Source organism: Kitasatospora sp. NPDC097643 (genome assembly GCF_040302625.1).
GTDB lineage: Bacteria > Actinomycetota > Actinomycetes > Streptomycetales > Streptomycetaceae > Kitasatospora.
The window spans coordinates 1-19341 of record NZ_JBEOSA010000106.1; the positions used below are offsets into that span (position 1 = coordinate 1).

Consider the following 19341-nt stretch of genomic DNA (forward strand, 5'->3'; position numbering starts at 1 on the left):
CGGGCGGACGGCCTTCCGGCGACGTCGATCGCCTGGGGTCCGTGGGCCGAGGCGGGCATGGCCACCGACGACCGGCTGGCCGAACGCCTGCGCCGCGGCGGAATGCCGGCCATGGCGCCGGAGCTCGGCCTGGCCTTCCTCCGGCGGGAGCTCGCCCCGAACGGGGATGCTCCGGCGGTGGTCGCGGCCGACGTCGACTGGGAGCTGTTCGCCCCCGGGTTCACCGCTGCCCGGCCCAGCCGCCTCCTCGACGCGCTGCCCGAGGCCAGGGAGGTCCTGGACCGCACGGCGCACGCCGCGGCCGGTCCCGGCACCGGGCTCGCCGAGCGGCTCGCCGGGCTGCCGGTGGAGGAGCGCGACGCCGTGCTGCTCGACCTGGTGCGCGGACACGCGGCCGCCGTCCTCGGCCATGCGGACCCGGCGGGTGTGGAGGTCGGCAAGGCCTTCCGCGAGCTGGGCTTCGACTCGCTGACCGCCGTGGAGTTCCGCAACCTGCTGGGTGCCGCGACCGGCCTCCCGCTGCCCGCCACGCTCGTGTTCGACTACCCCTCGGTCCGCGGCCTGGCCGACCACCTCCGCGACGAACTCCTCGGCACGGCCGCCGCGGAACCGGTCGCCACCGCCGTTCCCACCGCGGACGACCCGATCGCCATCGTCGCGATGAGCTGCCGCTTCCCGGGCGGCGTCGACACCCCCGAGGCGCTGTGGCGGCTGCTGTCCACCGGCGGCGACGCGATCGCCGGCTTCCCCACCGACCGCGGTTGGGACCTGGAGACCCTCCAGAGCGGCGACGAGGCGCACTCCTCGGCCACCCGGGAGGGCGGATTCCTCTACGAGGCGGGCGAGTTCGATCCGACCTTCTTCGGGATCTCGCCGCGCGAGGCGCTGGCGATGGACCCGCAGCAGCGGCTGCTGCTGGAGACCGCCTGGGAGGCGTTCGAGCGGGCGGGCATCGACCCGGAGACCCTGCGAGGCAGCCGTACCGGCGTCTTCGTCGGCACCAACGGCCAGGACTACCTCCAGCTGGCCGTCGAGGCCTCCGACGAGATCGGCGGGTTCCTCGGCACCGGCAACGCGGCCAGCGTGGTCTCCGGCCGCCTCTCCTACACCTTCGGCCTGGAGGGCCCGGCGGTCACCGTCGACACCGCCTGCTCCTCCTCGCTGGTCGCCCTGCACTGGGCCGTCCAGTCGCTGCGCAACGGCGAGTGCTCGCTCGCCCTGGCGGGCGGCGTGACGGTGATGTCCTCGCCGGGTGCGTTCGTCTCGTTCAGCCGCCAGGGCGGCCTCGCCGAGGACGGGCGGTGCAAGGCGTTCGCGGCGGGCGCGGACGGCACCGGCTGGGGCGAGGGCGTCGGCCTGCTGCTGGTCGAGCGGCTCTCCGACGCGCAGCGCAACGGGCACCAGGTGCTGGCCCTGGTCCGCGGCTCCGCGGTCAACCAGGACGGCGCGTCCAACGGTCTGACCGCGCCGAACGGGCCCGCGCAGCAGCGGGTGATCCGCCAGGCGCTGGCCGCAGCCGGGCTGACGGGCGGCCAGGTGGACGCCGTCGAGGCGCACGGCACCGGCACCACCCTCGGCGACCCGATCGAGGCCCAGGCGCTGCTCGCCACCTACGGTCGGGACCGCACCGGGGCGGAGCCCCTCTGGCTGGGCTCGATCAAGTCGAACATCGGCCACACCCAGGCCGCCGCCGGTGTCGCGGGCGTCATCAAGATGGTGCTGGCGATGGAGCACGGCGTCCTGCCGCGGACCCTGCACGTGGACGAGCCGTCGCCGCACGTCGACTGGTCGGCCGGCGCGGTCGAGCTGCTGACGGAGAACCGGCCCTGGCCGGAGACCGGGCGGCCGCGCCGGGCCGCGGTCTCCTCGTTCGGCATGAGCGGCACCAATGCGCACACCGTCCTGGAACAGCCGCCCGCCGCGGAACCGGTGCGGGGCGCGGCGGACGCGGCCGGCGCTCCGGTGCCGCTGGTGCTCTCCGGCCGCACCGAGCCGGCCCTGCGGGCGCAGGCGGCGAGGCTCGGCGCGTTCCTGGCGCAGCAGCCGGAGCTGTCGCCGGCGGAGGTCGGCCGCGCCCTGGCGGCGACCCGTACCCGCTTCGACCACCGCGCGGTGGTGGTCGCGGGTGACCGGGCGTCGGCGGTGCACGGCCTGGCGGCGCTGGCCGAGGGCCGGCCGGCCGCCGGGCTGGTCCACGGCGCTGCGGGCCGGCCGCCGAAGGTGGCGTTCGTCTTCCCCGGGCAGGGCTCGGCCTGGCCCGCCATGGCGGTGGAGCTGCTGGCGTCCTCCCCCGTGTTCGCGGCCCGGATGGCCGAGTGCGCGGCCGCCCTGGCGCCGTTCACCGCCGACTGGTCGCTGCTGGACGTGGTGCGCGGCGCCGCGGGCGACACCTGGACGGACCGGATGGACATGGTGCAGCCGGCGCTCTGGGCGGTGATGGTGTCGCTCGCCGAGGTGTGGCGGGCGGCGGGCGTCGAACCGGCCGTCGTCCTCGGCCACTCGCAGGGCGAGCTGGCCGCCGCGACCGTGTCGGGTGCGCTGACCCTGGAGGACGCCGCCCGTGCGGTGGCGCTGCGCGGCCGCGCGATCGCCGAGGGGATGGCCGGCCGCGGCGGCATGGCGTCCGTGGCGCTGCCCGTCGCCGACGTGCACGCGCGCCTCGCCCCGTGGGCGGACCGGCTCTCCGTCGGTGCGGTCAACGGGCCCGCGTCCGTGCTGGTCTGCGGTGAGACGGCCGCCCTGACGGAACTGCTGGCCTCCTGCGCGGAGCAGGGCGTCCGGGCCCGCCTGGTCTCCTCGCACTTCGCCTCGCACTCCGCGCAGGCCGAGGCGATCCGCGAGGACGTCCTGGCCGTGCTGGCGGACCTCCGCCCGCGGGCCGGGACGGTGCCGCTCTTCTCCACCGTCAGCTGCGCGCCGACGGACGGCTCCGACCTGGACGCCGCGTACTGGTACCGCAACCTCCGGCAGCCGGTGCGCTTCGCGGAGGCGGTCGCCGCCCTGCTCGCGGACGGCGTCGACACATTCGTCGAGGTCAGCGCCCACCCGGTGCTGACCACCGCGATCCAGGAGAACATCGAGGAGGCCGCCGCCGACGCGGTCGCCATCGGCACCCTGCGTCGCGGGGACGGTGGCCCGGACCGGGTGCTCGCCTCGCTCGCCGCGGCCCACACCCGGGGCGTCCCGGTGGACTGGACGGCGTTCCTCGGTGACGGCCGCGGCCCGCACGTCCAGCTGCCCACCTACGCCTTCCAGCGGGAGCGCTACTGGGCGGAGCCCGCCGACGCGGCACCTTCCGACGTGGCCGCCGCCGGACTCGGCGCCGCCGAGCACCCGCTGCTCGGCGCGGCCGTCGAACTCCCCGACTCCGACGGCCACCTGCTCACCGGCCGGCTCTCCCTGCGCACCCACCCGTGGCTCGCCGACCACGCCGTCGGCGGCACCGCACTGCTCGGCGCGACCGCCTTCGCCGAACTGGCCGTCCGCGCCGGCGACCAGGTCGGCTGCGCCCTCGTGGAGGAACTCACCCTGCAGACGCCGCTGGCACTGCCGCCCACCGGGGCGGTCCGGCTGCAACTCGCCGTCGGCGCGCCCGACCCGGCCGGCCGGCGCCCGCTCGCCGTGTACGCGCGGCCCGGGGACGAGGACACCGGGCAGCCGTGGACCCGGCACGCCAACGGCACCCTGGCCCCCGGCACGGCCGCGCCGACCGACCCGCTCGACCCGGCGGCCTGGCCGCCGGCCGGTGCGGTGGAGCTGCCGCTGGACGGCCACTACGACCGGCTCGCCGACACCGGCCTGACCTACGGGCCCGCCTTCCAGGGTTTGACGAGGGTCTGGCAGCACGGCGGAGCGGTCTACGCCGAGGCCGTACTGCCCGACGCCCAGCAGCCGCAGGCCGGTGCGTACGCGCTGCACCCGGCCCTGCTGGACGCCGGCGTGCAGGCGCTCGCCGCGGCCGCCCACCACGGGAGCGGCACGGCGACCGGGGACGGGGACGGTACGGCGGACGGGGGCGGCACGGAACTGCGGCCGTTCGCCTGGAGCGGCTTCGCGCTGCACGCGGCCGGGGCCGGCACCCTGCGGCTGCGGATCGTCCCGACCGGCCCGGACACCGTCGCCCTCACGGCCGCCGACGGCACCGGCGCACCGGTCGCCTCGGTGGCGGCGCTGACCCTGCGCCCCGTCCCGGCCGAGCAGGCCGCGCCGGCCGGTCACCACGACGCGCTCTACCGGGTCGACTGGACGGTGCCGCCGCAGGCGGTCGCCGAGGACGGCACCGCGGGCAGCTGGGCCGTCCTCGGGCCGGACGACCTCAAGGTCGGGGCGGCACTGGAGCGCGCCGGCCTGCCCGTCGACACCCACACCGACCTGGCCGGGCTGCTCGCTGCCGTGGCCGCGGGCCGGCCGGCGCCCGCCACCGTCCTGGCCGCCTGCCCGGCCGGGGCCACCGGTGCGGGACTGATCGGCGACGTCCACGCCACCACCGCGCGCACCTTCGACCTCGTCCGGAACTGGCTGGCCGAGGACGCCCTCGCGGACTCCCGCCTCGTCCTGCTCACCAGCGGCGCGGTCGCCGCCGGACCGGGCCCCGACGACGCGGACCACAACCTCGCGCAGGCCCCCGTCTGGGGCCTGGTCCGCGCGGCCCAGGCGGAGAGCACCGGCCGACTGGTCCTGGTCGACCTCGACGACCACGACGATTCCCGGCGGCTGCTGCCCGCCGCCCTGGCCGGCGGCGAGGACGAGTACGCGCTGCGCGCCGGCACCGTCCTGGTGCCCCGGCTGGCCCGGGTCGAACGGACCGCGCCGGGAACGGCCGGGGAAACCGCCCCGACCCGCCCGCTCGACCCCGCCGGCACCGTGCTGATCACCGGCGCCACCGGCGGACTCGGCGCCCTGCTCGCCCGCCACCTGGTCACCGAGCACGGCGTGCGCCGGCTCCTGCTCACCAGCCGCCGCGGCCCCGCCGCCGACGGCGCGGACGACCTCCTGCGCACCCTCGCCGACCTTGGCGCCGAGGTCGACCTGGTCGCCTGCGACACCGCCGACCGCGAGGCGCTCGCCGCCGTCCTGGCCGCCGTCCCCGCCGAGCACCCGCTGACCGCCGTCGTGCACACCGCCGCCGTCCTCGACGACGGCGTGATCGGCTCGCTCACCCCCGAGCGGATCGAACGGGTGCTGCGCCCCAAGGTGGACGCCGCCGTCCACCTGCACGAACTCACCGCCCACCTGGACCTGGCGGCCTTCGTGCTCTTCTCCGCGGCCGCCGGCACCTTCGGCGGCGCCGGCCTCGCCAACTACGGCGCGGCCAACGTCTTCCTCGACGCGCTGGCCAGGCACCGGCGGGCGGCCGGACTGCCGGCGCTCTCCCTGGTCTGGGGCATGTGGGCCGAACGGCGCGGCATGGCCGGGCGGCTGACCGAGGTCGACCTCGCCAGGTCGGCCCGCGGCGGCGTCCTCCCGCTGAGCGCCGAACAGGGCCTGGCCCTGCTCGACACCGCACTGACGGTGCCGGACGAGCCGGTGCTGCTGCCCGTCCGGCTGGACCTCGGCGCGCTGCGTACCCTCGCCGGCACGCCCGGCGCCCTGCCGACGCTCTTCCACGGCCTGGTCCGGCCACCGGTGCGCCGTGCCGCGGCGCGCTCCGCCGGCGCCGCCGCCGCGGACCCGGCCGCCGACCTGGCCGCGCGGCTCGCCGGGCGGGACCCGGCCGAGCAGGAGCGTCTGCTGCTCGACCTGGTGCGCAGCCACGTCTCGGCCGTGCTCGGCTACTCCTCGGCCGAACTGATCGGTGCCGGCCAGGCGTTCCGCGAGCTCGGCTTCGACTCGCTGACCGCCGTCGAACTGCGCAACCGCCTCGGCGCCGCCGTGGGGCTGCGACTCTCGGCGACGCTGGTCTTCGACTACCCGACGCCCGCGCTACTCGCCGAGCACCTGCGCGAGGAGATCGCCCCCGCACCGCCCGCCCCGCAGCTACTCGCGGAGCTGGAGCGGCTGGAGACCGCCCTCGCCGCGCTGGCCGCGGACGAGGTGTCCGCCGTCGCCCCCGACGGTGCGGCGCACGGCCGGATCGCGGCCCGCCTGCAGGGCCTGCTCACCGCCTGGAACGAGGCGGCGGCGACGGACGGCGGCGACGGCGGTGCCGGTGCGGCGGTCATCGACGACGCCACCGACGACGAGATCTTCGACTACATCGACCGGAAGTTCGGGCGGGGTTGAGCGCCCGTGCACTACTCCGACCCCCGCCGGGCCCGGCGGACAGTCCGCGGCCCGCACCCCGACGAACCGAATGGGCGACTCCCCGATGGCCAATGAAGACAAGCTCCGCGACTACCTCAAGCGCGTCCTGAAGGACCTCGACGAGGCCCACACCAGGCTGCGCGACCTCGACGAGCAGGCCCGCGAGCCGATCGCGATCGTCGGGATGAGCTGCCGCTTCCCGGGCGGCGTCGACTCGCCCGAGGACCTGTGGCGGCTGGTCTCCGCCGGCGGCGACGCGGTCGCCGGCTTCCCCACCGACCGCGGCTGGGACCTCGACGCCCTGTACAGCCCCGACCCCGACGCGGAGGGCACCGCCTACACCCGCGAGGGCGGGTTCCTGGCCGACGCCGGGAGCTTCGACGCGGCCCTGTTCGGCATCTCCCCGCGCGAGGCGCTCGCCATGGACCCGCAGCAGCGCCTGCTGCTGGAGACCACCTGGGAGGTCTTCGAACGGGCCGGCATCGACCCGCACTCCCTCGCCGGCACCCGCACCGGCGTGTTCGTCGGCACCAACGGCCAGGACTACGTGCCGGTGCTGATGCGGGCCGCGGAGAGCTTCGAGGGCCACCTCGGCACCGGCAACACCGCCAGCGTGATGTCCGGCCGGCTCTCCTACGCCTTCGGCCTGGAGGGCCCCGCGGTCACCGTCGACACCGCCTGCTCCTCCTCGCTGGTGGCCCTGCACCTGGCGGCGCAGGCCCTGCGGGCCGGCGAGTGCACGCTCGCCGTCGCCGGCGGCATCACCGTGATGCCCAACCCCGGCACGCTGATCGAGTTCAGCCGCCAGCGGGGCCTCGCCGCCGACGGGCGCTGCAAGTCCTTCGCCGGTGCGGCGGACGGCACCAACATGGCCGAGGGCGTCGGCCTGCTGCTGGTCGAGCGGCTCTCCGACGCCCGCCGCAACGGGCACCGGGTGCTCGCCCTCGTCCCCGGCAGTGCGGTGAACCAGGACGGCGCGTCCAACGGCCTGACCGCCCCCAACGGGCCCTCGCAGCGCCGCGTCATCCAGCAGGCCCTGGCCGCCGCCCGGCTGACGCCCGACCAGATCGACGCCATCGAGGGCCACGGCACCGGCACCACCCTCGGCGACCCGATCGAGGCACAGGCCCTGATCGCCGCCTACGGCCGGGGCCGCCCCGCGGAGCGGCCCGCCTACCTGGGCTCGGTGAAGTCGAACATCGGCCACACCCAGGCCGCCGCGGGCGTCGCGGGCGTCATCAAGATGGTGCTGGCGATGGAGCACGGCGTCCTGCCGCGGACCCTGCACGTGGACGAGCCGTCGCCGCACGTCGACTGGTCGGCCGGCGCGGTCGAGCTGCTGACGGAGAACCGGCCCTGGCCGGAGACCGGGCGGCCGCGCCGCGCTGCGGTCTCCTCCTTCGGCATCAGCGGCACCAACGCGCACGCCGTCCTGGAGCAGGCCCCCGTCGAGGACGCGGCCCCGCCGGATCCCACCGCCCCGGCCGGGCCGCTGCCCTGGCTGCTCTCCGGCAAGAACGAGGCCGCGCTGCGCGCCCGCGCCGCCCAGCTGCGCGACCACCTCACCGGCCCCGTCGGCACCCGGGCGCCGCACCACCTCGCCTACTCGCTCGCCACCGGCCGGGCGGCACTCGACCGCCGGGCCGTGGTGGTCGCCGCCGACCGCGCCGAGCTGCTTCGCGGCCTGGACGCCCTCGTCGAGGGCACCGCCGACGCGGCCCTCGTCCGCGGCACGGTCACCGAGGGCCGGCTCGCCTTCCTCTTCACCGGCCAGGGCAGTCAGCGGGCCGGCATGGGCGAGGAGCTGTACGCGGCGTACCCGGCGTACCGGGAGGCGTTCGACGCGGTCTGTGCCGAACTCGACCCGCTGCTGGACCGTCCGCTGCGCGAGGCGATCGCCGACCCGGCCCTGATCGACGGGACGGCGTACGCGCAGCCCGCGCTCTTCGCCCTGGAGGTGGCGCTGTACCGGCTGCTGGAGTCGTGGGGGCTGCGCCCCGACCTGCTCGCCGGCCACTCCATCGGCGAGCTCGCCGCCGCGCAGGTCGCCGGAGTGCTCTCGCTGCCCGACGCGGCCAGGCTGGTCGCGGCCCGCGGCCGGCTGATGCAGGCACTGCCGAGCGGCGGCGCGATGGTCGCCGTCGAGGCCGCCGAGGGCGAGGTGCTGCCGCTGCTGATCGGGCGCGAGCACGAGGTGGGCATCGCCGCCGTCAACGGCCCCCGCTCGGTGGTGCTCTCCGGCGAGGAGCAGGCGGTGCTGGAGGCCGCCGCCGACTGGACTGCGCAGGGCCGCCGGACCAAGCGGCTCACCGTCAGCCACGCGTTCCACTCGCCGCTGATGGCCGGCATGCTGGCGGACTTCCGCAAGGTCGCGGAGAGCCTGACGTACCGGGCGCCGCGGATCCCGATCGTCTCCACCCTCACCGGCCGGACGGCCGAGGCGGACGAGGTCTGCACCCCCGAGTACTGGGTGCGCCACGTCCGCGAGGCCGTCCGCTTCGCCGACGCTCTCGGCACGCTGGCCGCGGAGGGGGTGCGCACCTTCCTGGAGCTCGGCCCGGACGCCGTCCTGTCGGCGCTCGGCCCGGACGCCGTGGATGCCGAGGCTGCTTTCGTCCCCGTGCTGCGCGCCGGCCGGGCCGAGACGCAGGCGGTGGCCGCCGCGCTCGGTGCGGCCCAGGTGCGCGGCGCGTCGGTGGACTGGCCGGCGTACTTCGCGGGGACCGGCGCGCACCGCGTCGAGCTGCCGACCTACCCGTTCCAGCGCCGCCGGTACTGGCCGGAGACCGCGCCCGAGGACGGGCCGAGCGGCGCGGGGGTGGACGCCGCGTTCCGGGCCGCCGTCGAGCAGGAGGACCTGGCCGCCCTGACGGCCCTCGTCGGGGTCGACGGCGAGCAGTCGTTCGGTGCGGCGCTGCCCGCGCTGGCCGCCTGGTTCCGGCGGCTGGACGCCCTGCCCGCGGCTCGGGCCGAGGCGCCGGCGCAGGACCCGGCCGAGGAGGGCCCGACGCTGGCGGCCCGGCTGGCCCTCCTCCCGGAGGCCGAACGGGAGGGCGCCGTGCTGGCACTGGTGCGGGCCGAGGTGGCCGCCGTGCTCGGCTACCCCGGCCCGGAGGAGGTCGATCCCGGCCAGGCGTTCCGCGACCTCGGGCTGGACTCGCTGACGGCGGTGAACATGCGCAACCGCCTCGCCGAGGCCACCGGACTGGTCCTGCCGGCCTCGGTGGTCTACGACCGGCCGACCCCGGCCGCGCTCGCCGCGCACATCCGCCAGGAGCTCGCCCCGGACGGCAGCGGCACGGGCGCCGACGTGCTGGCCGGGATCGACCGGCTGGAGGCCGCGATGGCGGCGGCCGCGCCGGACGGCGTGACCCGCGCCCGGGTGCAGATGCGGCTACAGGCGCTGGCCGCCCACTGGGCCGACACCCCGTCACCCACCACCGCCGGCGAGGGCACCGCCGTCGACCTGACCGACGTCGACGCCCTCGGGGCAGCCTCCGACGAGGAGCTGTTCGCCTTCATCGACGACAGCCTCGCCTGACCGACCGCTCCGCTCAGCGAGCGGAACCATTCGGGGCGCCCGGTGCATCCGTTGCACCGGGCGCCCCTGCCGCGACACGGAGGAGAAGCACAAGGTCCTGGTGTTCACTGACGACGGCATCACCCTGGACTACCGGGAGGGGCGGGAGTCGTCGTTCGGGAACGAGCTGGCGAAGGTCTTCCTGATGCTGGCGTCGATCTTCGCGGAGATGGAGCTCAAGCGGATCAAGGCCTCCGTCACGGCGACGCACGAGCACCTGCGGAAGACGGACCGATGGGCCGGCGGACAGCCACCGTACGGGTACCGGACTATCGACCGTGCCGGCGGCGGCCGCACCCTGGAACCAGATCCGATCACGTCCGAGGCGGTCCGGTCCATGGGCAAGCTTCTCCTGGAGGGGCAGAGCCAGTGGATGATCGCCACGGCCCTGGAGGCCGCAGGCTTCGACACCCCGGCCACCCACGCGCACAAGAACCAGGGCGAGGGCTACACGAGCAAGCGCAAGACGCCGCCGTCGAACCACTGGAACCCCATCAGCGTCGGCAAGATCCTGCGCTCGCCGGCGACGATGGGCCTGAAACTGACACACCGCTCCGTGAAGGCACGCAAGATCGCCCGCGATGCGAAGGGCTGCCGATCCGCATTCGTGTAGCCTCCGGGAGACCGCGGTATCCGAGGAGCAACGGGGGCGGTTTCCCTCAGCAGGGGCGGGGCAGGAATCGCATTGTCGAACGGCGCATACGGGATCACGCGGTGGGATCGCAGGGCCGCGCGAACCTGTTCGCTGGGGCCAGGCGGCCCTGGTGTAACCCCGGGGCCGCCCATCGCTTCTGCTCAACTTCCTATGCTTGTGTATTACTTGGGGTCGAAGTCGAACTTTGCGGTGACGGGCGCGTGGTCGCTCCACCGCTCAGCGTGCGAGGCTGGCCGCTCGACGTAAGCCTCGATACAGGTGTCCGCGATATCCCGACTCGTCACGACATAGTCGATTCTCCAGCGGAACGACACCTTTTCGAAAAAGGTCCACCCGTTCGAGTGCAGCCTGTTCGAGGGTGCTCGCTGGCCTGGGCGGTAGGGGACCTCCTGTGAGCATCATGACGGCTTCGGTGCCGGTTCGGGCAGTGGTGGGTTCGCGAGTCTCGGACACGCACGGGGACGAGGGCAAGGTCTCGCACCTGGTGCAGGCGGAGTCGGGGACCCGGCACGCTACCCCGCGGACGACGGCGCCGAGACTGTCAATCGCGTCGGTGACCTGGTGCGTACCGCCTTCTACCACCGTATCGGCCTCGACGACCTGCTCGCCCCGCACCTCCCCTGAGCCCGGCCCAGGACGATCGGTACAGCGGTCACCGTGGGGTTGATCTCGACCTCACGGTGACCGCAGCGCGGCATCGCCGGGTGGAGTGGCGCGTCCGCGCGGAGCACCCCGCAGGCGCTGGTCCGAAGCTCGTCAATCGCCGCCGGCCTCCCCGCAGCCTGTTGCCAGTTCCTTGATCGGGGCTGTCGTCGGGTGGCCGCCGTCCTCCTGATCCGAGTTCAAAGGTGGGTGGCGACGCGGACCAGTTCGGCGACTGCACGAAGGCGGCTGTGCGGCGGCCAGGCGATCACCGTCGTCACAGGCGGAGCGTCCAGGACCGGCACCGCGGCGAGGTCCCGGCGCAGGTCGGCGCCGGCCGACTCGGGAATGACCACGGTGGTACGGCCGAGCGCGATCAGCTGGAAGAGCTGTGTCAGGTTCCGTATCTCCGCGCCCGGTCCTTCCGGGTAGCCGCCGCCGGGACCGGGCCAGCGGGCCATCGGGAGCTCCGGCAGTGTGGTGACGTCGGCCATCCGGACCTGGGAGCGGATGGCGAGCGGGTGTGAGGCCGGCAGGATCGCGACCTGTCCCTCGGTGTACAGGGTTTCGGTGTCGAGCCCGGCTACCGAGTCGAAGGGCAGGTGCAGCAGAGCCACGTCGGCTTGTCCCTCCTGCAGCAGCTGCCGGTGCTGGTGCGCCTCGCAGAGCAGCAGATCGACGGTGGCCGCGCCGGGTTCCGCGGCGTAGGCGTCGAGCAGTTTCGTCAGCAGCTCGCCGCCGGTGCCGGATTTGACGGCGAGGACGAGACTGGGGTGTGCCTTGGCGGCCCGTTGGGTACGCCGCTCGGCCGCGGTCACCGCGCTGAGGATCGCGCGTCCTTCGGCCAGCAGCACGGTTCCGGCCTCGGTGAGCGTGACCTTGCGGCTGGTGCGTTCCAGCAGTGCGGTGCCGAGCCGCCGTTCGAGCTGGGTGATCGTGCGGGACAGGGGCGGCTGGGCTATCCCAAGGCGCTCGGCAGCCTTGCCGAAGTGCAACTCCTCGGCGACGGCGACGAAGTACCGCAGCTCGCGTATTTCCATGAGTCCAGGCTAAGACGGCAGGCGGCCGATCGATACCGCTCGGGTATCGCTGCACTACCGAGAGGGTGTTGGTGCCCGGCCGCGGCGCAGGCATGCTCGCTGTCATGAGCGAGAAGACAATCGCGCTGGTCACCGGCGCGAACAAGGGAATCGGGTACGAGATCGCGGCCGGACTGGGCGCGCGGGGCTGGAGCGTCGGTGTCGGCGCCCGCGACGAGCAGCGCCGAAACGACGCCGTGGCGAAGCTGCGCGCGGCCGGTGCCGACGCGTTCGGCGTGCCCCTGGACGTGACCGACGCCGCGAGCGTCGCCGCCGCGGTCCAACTGATCGAGGAGCGGGCAGGACGGCTGGACGTCCTGGTCAACAACGCCGGCGTCGCCGGCGGCTGGCCGGAGGAACCGACGACCATCGACCTCGAGAGCGTACGGCGACTGCTGGAGACCAACGTCCTCGGCGTCATCAGGGTCACCAACGCGATGCTGCCCCTGCTGCTCCGTTCGGCGCACCCGCGGATCGTCAACCAGTCCAGCCACGTCGGCTCCCTGACCCTGCAGACCACGCCCGGCGTGGACCTCGGGGGGATCAGCGGGGCATACGCGCCGACGAAGACCTACCTCAACGCCGTCACCATCCAGTACGCCAAGGAGCTGAGCGGCACCAACATCCTGATCAACAACGCCTGCCCCGGCTACGTGGCCACCGACCTCAACGGATTCAGCGGGACACAGACCCCCGAGCAGGGCGCGGCGATCGCCATCCGGCTGGCGACCCTGCCGGACGACGGCCCGACCGGCCAGCTGTTCGACGACAACGGCGTCGTCCCCTGGTGACCTGACGCGCGTGGCGGTGGAGGAACATCACGGTGCCGCCGCTGCCAGTTTGCCGCTCGGTGAGCACCCGGCAGCATGCCGTCCCCGGACGCGGCACCGGCCGGTTGGTCGCGGCGGTCCGTCTGGATGGAGCCGGCGGCGAGGGGGCCTTCAGTCTTCGCGATCCGCCCCAGCGTCCGAACGGTCCTCGCGGACGCTTCCGGTGCGGGATGAGGACGGCCGCCGCCGCGGCCGCGATGGAGAGCTGTCGGCGCAGGGGGTCGAGCCTGGCCAACTGGGTGTCGAGGGGGGCGATGGCGGCACCGGTCTCGGCGATGAGGCGTGTCCCCACTCGGACGAGTTTGCGCTTCAGGTGCTGCCAGGCATCGTCGACGGTGGGGTCAGGCGCGTCGGCGGTTGCTGTCATGGCGGAGTCGGTCGGTGTGCCGGGTGAGGGCGTCGAGGCGGGTGGCAAGATCGGGATGGCCGGCACCGAGGTGGGGTCGGACGGCCTGAAGGGGTGCTATGAGGTCGGCGGCGTCGGGGCCGCCGAGGGCAGTGGTCAAGGCAGCCTGGGCCGGGCGGGCCGTGGGCGTGAGGTCGGTGAGGGCGGTGATCTGCGCGGTGAGGACGCGCAGGTCGGCGGCGTTGCCGCGGGCCCAGGCGGTGACGCTGCGCTCGGCGGCCCGGCGGTCTCGTACGGCCTTGACCCGTTCGGCGCCCGTCCCGTCCCGGCCAGGGCGCTCGTGGCGGGCTTGAGGCGCAGATTGCGGTTCTCGGCAGCCTGACGGCTGGCGACACCCATCGGGTGGGCGAGGTCGGCCCAGGTGGCGCCTGCGGCGCGGGCGGTCATCCGATGCCTCTGGACGCCTACCGGGTGGGCGAGGAGTACGTGGTCTGCTTCGACCTGCCGAGTGTGGACCCCGAGGCGATCGACATCGACGTCGAGCGGAACGTGCTGACCGTGAAGGCCGAGCGTCGGCCCCGCCGCGAGGGCGAGGACGTGAAGTGGGAGCTGTCCGAACGTCCGCTGGGTGTGTTCTCCCGTCAGGTCATGCTCTCTGACACGCTCGACCCCGAGGGCATCACGGCCGACTACGACGCGGGTGTGCTGACGCTGCGCATCCCGGTCGCGGAGAAGGCCAAGCCTCGGAAGATCGCGATCAGCCACAGCGGCAGCCGCAAGGAGATCAAGGCCTGACCGCCCGGAGCGGGCGGCTGTCCCGCCGGCCCTTCGCGACCGTGCGGGACAGCCTCACGCCCCATCAGCACCCGGGGCGCGGTGCGAGGTTCCAGATGACGTGCTCTGCTGGGCGTGGGCATGTGCAGGAGACCAGGCCAGGGGCCAGTGCCTCGACGTTGAAGAGGCCCGAGAAGGTTTGCCGAGGGGGCATTCCTCACTTACATCGAATTGACGATCAGTCATGTGCTTTACGCGTGGCGATTTCGACACGGCGTACAACGGGCGAGTCCCGATCTGTTCCAAATGATCACCATGCCCTGGTGGTCAGTTTCTGGGCGCGGGCAGACTGAGTGCACGGCGCTGGACCTCAGTGGCTTACTCGCTTCGATGCGGCCGACGATGGGACATCGCGGCCGCAGCCGAAAGGCAGCACCGTTGTGGGTAGTTCCACGGAACTGCCCACAACGGTGCTGCCCAGGTCAGTGGTCGGCGATGGTCATGGTGGTGCAGTGGACCGCACCGCGGGTCTTGATGACCGCCGTGGCGTCGATCGTCACGATCTGCCGGTCGGGGAAGGCGGCACGGTAAGCGTCGAGTGCTGTCTCCTCGTACGTGGTGTCGTCGGTGTAAACCGGGCACGAGGACCGCCCCGTTCACCGCGAGGGAGTTGGTGTAGGAGCGGAACGCGCCGTCGTTGTGCGCTGGCATCGGGACCCGGTGCACCTGGTAGCCGGCCGCGGTGAGCCGGGCGGCGTCGGCATTGAGGACCACGGCGTTGTCCGGGTCGTCGCTCAGGCTGTACGCGCCGACGAGGACGTCCTTGTTGCCCGTGAAGGCCGCGAACGTGTCGACGTGGCCGGTGACTTCGCCCTTGATGGGGTCCAGGAACGTCGTCGCCTTGCAGCCGTACAGCGAGCGGAACATGGTCCGCACGTCCTCCGCCGTCACGTGGTTCGTGACGTTGTACGGGTTGCTGAGGATCGCGTAGGTGACGAGGCAGCCGCCGACTCCGTCGGACAGGAAGTTGCCCCCTTCGGTTCCGATGTCGGCCCGTGTCACCGGCACGTTCCACAGGGCGCCCAGACCGGTGGCGAACGCGTCGCCCTGCGGGCGGTCGGCGTGGTACCTGGTGGAGATGAACCGCTTGCCGCCGTCGGTGGTGCGGGCCACCTCTGTCCCGGTTCAGCGCAACCTTATGGTTTTTTTAGGGAATTCTCCTGAGCGGGGTATCCGGGCTCTGAACCCTCTAGGCTGATTTCTCAGTCGGCTCCATTCTGTCCGGGGCTGGCGGTCGTTGATTCCTATTCCTTATCAGATGGAGTACCCGATGATTAAACGGTGGGGTGTTGGTAAGAGCATTTGCATTGCTTCATTTCGCCACGGCATTGGCGGCGTGCAGCTCGAATGGCGCGGCGTCCGGTCAGGGCTCGACGGCCAAAGCGGCGGACGCGCCGTACGGCACCCGGCGCGCCCGGCCCCGGGACCGTCACCGCCTTCACCGAGTCGGACCGCGTCCTTCGGAGAGGCTGCCGGCGATGCGGCCCGCGACCAAGCCCGTCGCACCGTCCGTGACGCTGTCCGTCATGCCGTCGGCGATCCAGCCACTGATCTCGTCGGTGGTCTCGGTCGTGATCCCGTCCGGGGCGGCGCCGAGCGTTCGGAGCCGGTGCGTCCCATCGTGGCAGCCGTCCCGCGGTGCCGCGTCATTCCCTCGTCGGCCGCGCGAGCCGTGGACCGTTGCGCATGGGTCATCAGCGCGCGGACCACCGAGGCCCACCCGGACCGGTTGCCGAGGGTCGCGCGCGGCCTTGATCCTCCGGGCGCAATGGAGGAAGAGCCCCATGTCATCTTTGAGGAAGAAGCGCCGACCGGGAACGGCCTCCTACGGCCGCCCCCTGGTGAGCCGCGTCCCGAGGTCGTTCGCCACCCTCCTGATCATCGTCGCGATGATCCTCACCGCGGCGGCCCTGGTGTACCCGGTGGCGAAGTCGGCCGGTGCCTATCGCAGCGCCCCGGCGGGCGACGACCAAGAAGTGGTGCAGACGCCCACCGGGCCGCTCACCGCGCTCGACCGTGACTTCGTCAAGCGGGTGCGGCGGGCCGGACTGTGGGAGATCCCCGCAGGCCGGATGGCCGTCGCAAAAGGCGTCAGTCCCGAGGTCAAGGTGGCCGGCGAGCACCTGATTCAAGGTCACACCGACCTCGACAAGGCGGTGTTGGCCGCCGCCCAGACCCTGAACCTGGACATGCCCAGCGCGCCAACGGCCCAGCAGCAGGGCTGGCTCAAGCAGTTGGACGCCGCGCAGGGCCGGGAGTTCGACGAACTCTTCGCGAACATCCTGCGCAACGCCCACGGGCAGGTGTTCGCGGTCGTGGCCCAGGTGCGCGCCGGCACCCAGAACTCCACGATCCGGGATCTGGCGAACACGGCCAACGGCACGGTGCTCGACCACATGAACGTCCTGGAGGACACCCGACTCGTCAAGTTCGACGAGCTCACCCCGCTGCCGAGCGGTTCGGCTGCTCCGTCCGCGAGCGGCCCGCCGTCGCCTGCCGGATCGACCCGCTAGGCGGCGACCCAGCTGAAGGCTGTCCGCGGCCTGCTCGGCAGGCCTGATCACGTCTAAGGAGTATGAAGAACATGAAGTCTCGTAAACGTGGCACGGCGAAGAGGAGGGCCGGTGCCCTGCTGCTGGCGGGGATCCTGGGTACCGGCGCCGTGGGGACGGTAGCGGCGGTGGCCTTCGCCGGCGAGCGTCCCTGGAGTGCGCGGTCGGCGTCCCCGCAGCTCGGCACCGTCGCCTGCGCCGACGCCAGCGTGGCCCTGAACGAGGTGCCGGAAGCGTCCCAGGACACGGTCGACAAGAACCTCGCCGAGCTCGACGTCCAGGTGGCGGACGCGTACAACCGACTGGCTGCTCCCGCCCCGGGCGACAACGAGAACCGCGTCATGGGCGATCTCGCCAGCAAGCGCGCAAACACCCTGAAGAAGCTGGCGGACAGCGCCGGTCCGGACTCCGGTCTGCCGAAGGACCTCTCGGGCATGGCGAAGTGCACAGTCCGACGCGACCTGGTGGCTCAGGACGCGGCCAAGGGGTTCAGTGCCGACGGCGTGGGCGGCGCCGCCGTCGCCCAGACCAAGGCGGCGGCGCAGGCGAAGTCCCTCCCCAAGAACGGGTTCGTCGACATCAAGAGCGTGTCCCCGAACGTCCCGGCGCCCGTCAAGAAGGGGTGGGCCACCGGCTCCTTCACGTCCCAGTGCGGGCGCAACGAGAACCGCCACCTCAACCCCGACAACGTGATCGTCGCCCCCGGTGTGAGCAACGGGGCGCACCACATGCACGACTACGTGGGGAACGTGGCCACGGACGCGTTCGCCTCCAACAACAAACTCGCCGCCTCGGGCACCACGTGCACCAACGGCGACGGGTCGGCGTACTACTGGCCCGTCCTGCGCGTCTTCGACGGCACCAACGAGAAGGACGCCAAGGCGCCCGGTGGTGGCAAGGACAAGAACGTGGGACGGATCCTTCAGCCGGCCGAGGCGAACATCACGTACACCTCCAGCGTCGGGAACCCCGTCCAGCCGATGAAGCGGTTCCTGCGCATCATCACCGGCGACGCCAAGGCCTTCACCAACGGGCCGGCGAACGCCCATGCGTCGTGGAGCTGCACCGGCTTCGAGAACCGCCAGGTCGTCGACAAGTACCCGATCTGCCCGCAGGGGAGCAGGGTCGTCCGGACGCTGAAGTTCCCGGACTGCTGGGACGGCAAGAACATCGACAGCGCCAACCACCGGACCCACACCGCGTTCTCCGACAAGTCGGGCGCGTGCCCGAAGAACTTCAAGGCGATCCCGCAACTGACGGAGCGCATCGCCTACGACGTACCGGTCGGGGTCCGGTTCGGCGTCGACAGCTTCCCCGAACAGCTCCACAACCCGATCACCGATCACGGTGACTCCATCAACAACATGAACCAGGGTCTGCTGGACCAGATGGTCAGTTGCATCAACCAGGGGCGTCGCTGCGGGTGACCCACCCCTTCCGAGGCGGGGCGGCGATCGCGACTCCCGCGCCGTCGGTGTCGGGATCCCGACATCCGATTCGACAGCAGGTTCAGGACGAGGCCGGAGGGCTCAGCAATGGTGAGAGGGCAGCGGCGGCGGTCACGGCGGTTCGGCCCGGTGCCGCGGGGCGTCGAGCGGACCGGCCGGGCGCGCGCGGCGGCCGGGGGCGAGCAGCCCGCGGAGGGCGGCCGCGAACGGCGGGGCCCGTGGTCGCTCCTGCCGCCGCTGGCGGCGGGCCTGGCTGTGACGGCCATCGTCGTCAACCCCGCTCTTCAGTCGTTCCTGACGTACGCCGTCGGGGTGCTCGCACTCGTGTCGTTCACCTCCGCGGTCCTGTGGGGGCTGGTGGCGACCGACCGGCTGATCCTGCGGCCGGCCCACCGGCTCGTCGCGCAGACCGTCCACCGTGCGATGGGCGTCGCGGGCGTCGTCTTCCTGGTCCTGCACGTCTGGATGAAGCTGATCGTCGGACAGATCGGCGCGCTCGCGGCCTTCGTGCCCTTCGCCGACCCGGCCCGACCGGTGCTCTTCGGACTGGGAACCGTCGCCGGCTACCTGTTCCCCGCGGTGGCGCTCGCCGGGGCGGTCCGCGGGCGGCTCGCCCGCTCGGGTGACGCGCGCCGGTGGAGGGTCATCCACCTCTGCTCGTACCCGGCCTGGGGCGCGGGCCTGGTCCACGGACTGCAATCGGGCCGGCTCGCGGCCTCCTGGGTGGTGCTGCTGTACGGCGTGGCCGTCGTGGGCGTGATCGTCGCGCTCACGCTCAGGCTGGTCCTCCAGGACCGCGGCGGCCCGCGCAAGGTCCCCGCCCGGCCACTCGGACCGGAGGCCGGCGACCCCGAGGTCACCGTCCGCCTGCCACTGGCCACGAGCCCCGAGACCACCGTCCCACGCGTTCCGGTGGCCGCAGGGCAGGCTATGGCTGCCGGGCCGGGCCTGGTCGGCGTCGGCATCGGGTTCGGACGTGGGCGGCAGGACGGGTGAGCGGCTTCCCCGCACCCGTCGTCTGGTTCGGACAGCCGGTCCTGTTCGCCGGCCTGGAGAGCCTGGACCGGGTCGACTACCGCTCCCACCTGGTGGTCCACGGCCAGCTGCCGGCACTGCGTGCGGAGGAGCTGGC

9 protein-coding genes and 3 pseudogenes are annotated in these 19341 nt (G+C 73.4%); 9 read left to right on the forward strand and 3 right to left on the reverse strand.

The window, feature by feature from the left end:
• The first annotated feature begins 177 nt into the window (after positions 1–177).
• The 4 genes and pseudogenes from ABTY15_RS37795 to ABTY15_RS37805 all read left to right on the forward strand — a co-directional run bounded on the left by ABTY15_RS37795 (position 178) and on the right by ABTY15_RS37805 (position 10436).
• Positions 178–6222 (forward strand): type I polyketide synthase, encoded by a 6045-nt coding sequence (locus tag ABTY15_RS37795; RefSeq protein ID WP_502893681.1) that lies wholly within the window; start codon positions 178–180, stop codon positions 6220–6222.
• Positions 6149–9520 (forward strand): annotated as a pseudogene (locus ABTY15_RS37800) (type I polyketide synthase); the annotation flags it as partial. The gene ABTY15_RS37795 and the pseudogene ABTY15_RS37800, both read left to right, overlap by 74 nt.
• Before the next feature lie 30 nt (positions 9521–9550).
• A pseudogene (locus tag ABTY15_RS39940) lies at positions 9551–9784 on the forward strand (hypothetical protein); the annotation flags it as partial.
• A gap of 100 nt (positions 9785–9884) precedes the next feature.
• Entirely contained in the window at positions 9885–10436 is a 552-nt protein-coding gene (locus tag ABTY15_RS37805; RefSeq protein WP_350606400.1) for a recombinase family protein, read from the forward strand.
• 884 nt (positions 10437–11320) lie between these two features.
• Here the strand turns inward: ABTY15_RS37805 and ABTY15_RS37815 are convergent.
• Positions 11321–12160 carry a LysR family transcriptional regulator gene (locus ABTY15_RS37815; protein ID WP_350606403.1) on the reverse strand — a complete coding sequence of 280 codons (840 nt, stop codon included), beginning with the start codon at positions 12158–12160 and terminating at the stop codon, positions 11321–11323.
• 92 nt (positions 12161–12252) lie between these two features.
• On the opposite strand from ABTY15_RS37815, the gene ABTY15_RS37820 reads away from it, so the two are divergent.
• Complete coding sequence (locus tag ABTY15_RS37820) at positions 12253–12990, forward strand: SDR family oxidoreductase (RefSeq protein ID WP_350606406.1); 738 nt, start codon at positions 12253–12255, stop codon at positions 12988–12990.
• Between the two features lie 380 nt (positions 12991–13370).
• Here ABTY15_RS37820 and ABTY15_RS37825 read toward each other — a convergent pair.
• A pseudogene (locus ABTY15_RS37825) lies at positions 13371–13816 on the reverse strand (hypothetical protein); the annotation flags it as partial.
• Here ABTY15_RS37825 and ABTY15_RS37830 point away from each other — a divergent pair.
• Positions 13778–14170: an Hsp20/alpha crystallin family protein gene (locus ABTY15_RS37830; RefSeq protein WP_502893679.1), complete on the forward strand. Its 393-nt coding sequence runs from the start codon at positions 13778–13780 to the stop codon at positions 14168–14170. The pseudogene ABTY15_RS37825 and the gene ABTY15_RS37830 overlap by 39 nt on opposite strands.
• Positions 14171–14527: 357 nt before the next feature.
• Here the strand turns inward: ABTY15_RS37830 and ABTY15_RS37840 are convergent, their stop codons facing one another.
• On the reverse strand, positions 14528–15322 hold the full coding sequence (locus ABTY15_RS37840; protein ID WP_502893680.1) for an agmatine deiminase family protein: 795 nt from the start codon (positions 15320–15322) through the stop codon (positions 14528–14530).
• Positions 15323–15993: 671 nt separating this feature from the next.
• On the opposite strand from ABTY15_RS37840, the gene ABTY15_RS37845 reads away from it, so the two are divergent.
• From ABTY15_RS37845 to ABTY15_RS37855, 3 genes are all read left to right on the forward strand, one after another.
• Positions 15994–16722: a DUF4142 domain-containing protein gene (locus ABTY15_RS37845; protein WP_350606412.1), complete on the forward strand. Its 729-nt coding sequence runs from the start codon at positions 15994–15996 to the stop codon at positions 16720–16722.
• A gap of 71 nt (positions 16723–16793) precedes the next feature.
• The gene (locus ABTY15_RS37850) at positions 16794–18188 is read left to right on the forward strand and encodes a DUF1996 domain-containing protein (RefSeq protein WP_350606415.1); all 1395 of its coding nucleotides are present in this window, start codon (positions 16794–16796) and stop codon (positions 18186–18188) included.
• A 108-nt stretch (positions 18189–18296) separates the two neighbouring features.
• On the forward strand, positions 18297–19205 hold the full coding sequence (locus ABTY15_RS37855) for a ferric reductase-like transmembrane domain-containing protein (RefSeq protein ID WP_350606417.1): 909 nt from the start codon (positions 18297–18299) through the stop codon (positions 19203–19205).
• Positions 19206–19341: the final 136 nt, after the last annotated feature.

What these genes read in the sequence shown, in the direction of transcription:
- ABTY15_RS37820 (WP_350606406.1), top strand. Translation starts at nt 12,253, where the DNA reads ATGCTCGCTGTCATGAGCGAGAAGACAATCGCGCTGGTCACCGGCGCG.
- ABTY15_RS37850 (WP_350606415.1), top strand. Translation starts at nt 16,794, where the DNA reads ATGAAGTCTCGTAAACGTGGCACGGCGAAGAGGAGGGCCGGTGCCCTG.
- ABTY15_RS37815 (WP_350606403.1), bottom strand. Translation starts at nt 12,160, where the DNA reads ATGGAAATACGCGAGCTGCGGTACTTCGTCGCCGTCGCCGAGGAGTTG.
- ABTY15_RS37845 (WP_350606412.1), top strand. Translation starts at nt 15,994, where the DNA reads ATGTCATCTTTGAGGAAGAAGCGCCGACCGGGAACGGCCTCCTACGGC.
- ABTY15_RS37855 (WP_350606417.1), top strand. Translation starts at nt 18,297, where the DNA reads ATGGTGAGAGGGCAGCGGCGGCGGTCACGGCGGTTCGGCCCGGTGCCG.